Annotated in this window: 5 protein-coding genes; 2 read left to right on the top strand and 3 right to left on the bottom strand. The window is 59.0% G+C overall.

Annotated features, from left to right (window positions below; translation table 11 throughout):
* Positions 1 to 206: EamA family transporter (locus Q1B15_RS05300; RefSeq protein WP_366141679.1), on the bottom strand; the 206-nt coding region annotated here is incomplete at its 3' end.
* Between the two features lie 170 nt (positions 207 to 376).
* Here Q1B15_RS05300 and Q1B15_RS05305 point away from each other — a divergent pair.
* Entirely contained in the window at positions 377 to 724 is a 348-nt protein-coding gene (locus tag Q1B15_RS05305; protein ID WP_299751217.1) for a metalloregulator ArsR/SmtB family transcription factor, read from the top strand.
* On the opposite strand, the gene Q1B15_RS05310 is transcribed toward Q1B15_RS05305, so the two are convergent.
* Both Q1B15_RS05310 and Q1B15_RS05315 read right to left on the bottom strand, forming a co-directional pair.
* Positions 721 to 1,638, bottom strand: coding sequence for a DMT family transporter (locus tag Q1B15_RS05310; RefSeq protein ID WP_366141680.1), 918 nt, complete (start codon positions 1,636 to 1,638; stop codon positions 721 to 723). The genes Q1B15_RS05305 and Q1B15_RS05310 overlap by 4 nt on opposite strands.
* Positions 1,632 to 2,504 (bottom strand): LysR family transcriptional regulator, encoded by an 873-nt coding sequence (locus tag Q1B15_RS05315; RefSeq protein WP_299751226.1) that lies wholly within the window; start codon positions 2,502 to 2,504, stop codon positions 1,632 to 1,634. The genes Q1B15_RS05310 and Q1B15_RS05315 overlap by 7 nt, the downstream gene beginning before the upstream one ends.
* A gap of 175 nt (positions 2,505 to 2,679) precedes the next feature.
* Between Q1B15_RS05315 and Q1B15_RS05320 the strand changes: the two genes are divergently transcribed.
* On the top strand, positions 2,680 to 2,860 hold a 181-nt coding region (locus tag Q1B15_RS05320; protein ID WP_299751220.1), incomplete at its 3' end, for an NAD(P)H-dependent oxidoreductase.

The following is a 2,860-nucleotide window of genomic DNA, read 5'->3' on the forward strand; positions in this document are numbered from 1 at the left end:
GAGATCGACGAGATCGGCGCAATCAAGGTGATCATTGACGCCGTTGCCCCGCCGACACGAGGAATAAGCCAGAACAAAGTGATGAACGCCGCCGAGGCCAAAACAAACCCGATTACAAACAAACGCGCCCAGGTTTCGGGCCGTTTAATAACCGGCATGCCTTCAAGACCAGGCGCCAACGGTGCAAGGATCAGCGTGCCAAGCATCACGATGATGGCCCACTAGCAATACGCCATCCTGCTTGTCCTTGAAATCGCACCCCTGACCCTATCGCCAAAAACCAATCAGGTGTCATTGCGTTTCGTGATGGATCGCCTCACCATCTGAGGCGCCCCGCGACTTGACCTAGGGGGCCCTGCCCGGCTACGGCCAAGGAATGCGCAATAATCCAGCCCTTGATAGCGTGCTCTCTGCCCTAGCCGATCCGACCCGGCGGCGCATTCTTGAGATGCTGCTGGAAGACGACATGGCCGTGACCGACGTCGCTGAACCCTTCGAAATGTCTTTGGCGGCGATCTCCAAGCACCTCGGCATCCTCACCCGCGCTGGCCTGATCGCTCAGGAAAAACGCGGCCGCGTAAAGTGGTGCAAACTGAACCCGGACGCGCTGCGCGGCACAAGCATCTGGATGCAAAGCTTCGGTCAGTTCGACGCGGTGGATCTCGATGCCTTCGAGACCTTCCTTGAACGCCAGCTTGGCTCCGACGATCAGTCAGGCGCCTAGGCGGGCTGTGCAGCCCCCTCGCGCAACAGCATCACCAGCGCCAGAATTGTCAGCCCCACGCCAGGCACCATGACAAGCGGCGGCACATCGCCCGCCAAAACCAATTCCCACAAGATCACCCAAGTCGGGATCAAGTAGGTATAGGCCATAACCTTTGCCGCCTTCAGCCGCATCGACGCGAACTGGATCAGACTGATCGAGGCGACGGACGCAAAGATCACCAAATAGCTAAGCACCGCCCAGACCAAAACCGGCAAGGCGCTCCAATCCGTCGCGACAATCCGCGAGGCCCCGAAAACACCGACAAGGATCGCACCTCCGACCATCGTCCCCAATGCGAAAGCGAACACCCCTTCGCCCCGGTTCAGGCGCGGCACCAAAGGAATATAAAGCGCATGCGCCACGCAGCCGACAAAGAAGATCATCTCGCCGATCCCCACGTCAAACGCCAGAAACGCCGCAAAATTCCCCCGAAAGATGACCCATAACGCCCCGATTGCCCCGAACAGCAACGCCACCGCCATTCGCCGGTTCGTGACCTGCCCCATGATCAGCCAGGCAAATCCAGCCGCCATCACCGGGGTTAGCGTAAATACCGCCGCAGTCGAGACAGGATGCGCGGTCTTCAGCCCCTCAAACATCAAAACAAAGTACAATCCGAACAGACCACCCAACAGCAGATACCGCCATGACGCCCGCAAGGCCGCCCGTGTGAACTGGCCCGTCGCAACCGCAATCACACTGACCACAAGAGCTGCCAAAACAAACCGCACGGCCGTCAATGCCATCGGATCAATCTGATTGGCGATCCGCCCGCCGAACGAATATGACCCCGCCACCAAAGCCGAAAATGCCACCATACCGATGTGGCCCTTCAACTCCTCGCGACGAGAAACCGGCCCAGCGGCTACCACGATTTGGCTTCTTCCTTCAGGAACTTCAAAAACGTCTGAACCTTTGTCGTGCGATGAAGATCCACATGCGTCACCAACCACAACGGCGCGGTCCATTCCTCGAGGGGCTCAAACAAACGTACGATTCCAGTGTAGCGCTCAGCGTCCCAGGTCGAAACGAACCCGATCCCAACGCCCGCAATAACCGCGTCCCGCAGGACCCGATTATCAGTGCCGCGAAACACGAAGCGCTCGGACGGGACCTTTTCGCGCAGCCATCGCGCAAAAGGCGCACGGCTTTCGATGCTGTCGAGGGTCACGAAATCATGGGCTCCCAGATCGTCAATCGTCTCGGGACGACCTTTGCGCGCGATATAGTCGTCGGAGGCATAAAGCGTTATTTCCTGCGGCACGAATGGCTGCACCACGTTGTCGGGATTGTCCGGCGCCCGCCCCGCACGCACCGCCACATGCGCCTCACCGTACTCAAGCCGCAAAACCGTATCCCCGGTAATGTATCGCACAATCAGATCGGGATAGAGCGCCTGAAACCGCGCCAAGACCGGCGTCAGTCGCGGCGACACAGACGTCAAAGACGTCACCACCAACTCGCCCGACACCTGATCGCCTCGCCCGCGAATGCGACCCACCAACTGCGTGAACTGATCGTCGGTCGCCTGCGCAACCTGCAACAAATCCAGACCCGCTTCTGTCGCCGTATAGCCTCGCGCATGCCGCTGAAACAGCTTCACCCCCAGCCGCGCCTCAAGCGCATCAATGTGGCGAATGACCGTCGCGTGATGGACGCCCAAAGCTTCCGCCGCTCCGCTCACGGTCCCCATACGCGCCACATGGTAAGCGGTGCGTATCTCATCCCAAGTGCTAATCGACATGGCAAACATCCCTATTTCTTGCTCAGAGCATATCGTGCGAAAATTAAGACATCCACAGGGCTATCGTTCAATTCCTCACAAAAACGCACAACGCGCGTTCACTTTATCGGAATACCGCCTGGCCCAGGCCAAGCCTACCTCTGCGTCAACACGAACCAAGGAGGCTTCCATGCCCACGAAAATTCTTCAAATTGACGCATCCGCCCGCAAAACTGGCTCCATCTCCCGCGATTTGGCCCACCGCATCGTCGACCGCTTTGAGAGAGCCCAGGTCACTACCCGCGACCTCGCGACGCCGTTGCCCCAAATCACCGAAGACTGGATCGGCGCAAACTTTACGCCCGCAGCCG

It is taken from the genome of uncultured Boseongicola sp., from assembly GCF_937988555.1.
GTDB lineage: Bacteria > Pseudomonadota > Alphaproteobacteria > Rhodobacterales > Rhodobacteraceae > Boseongicola.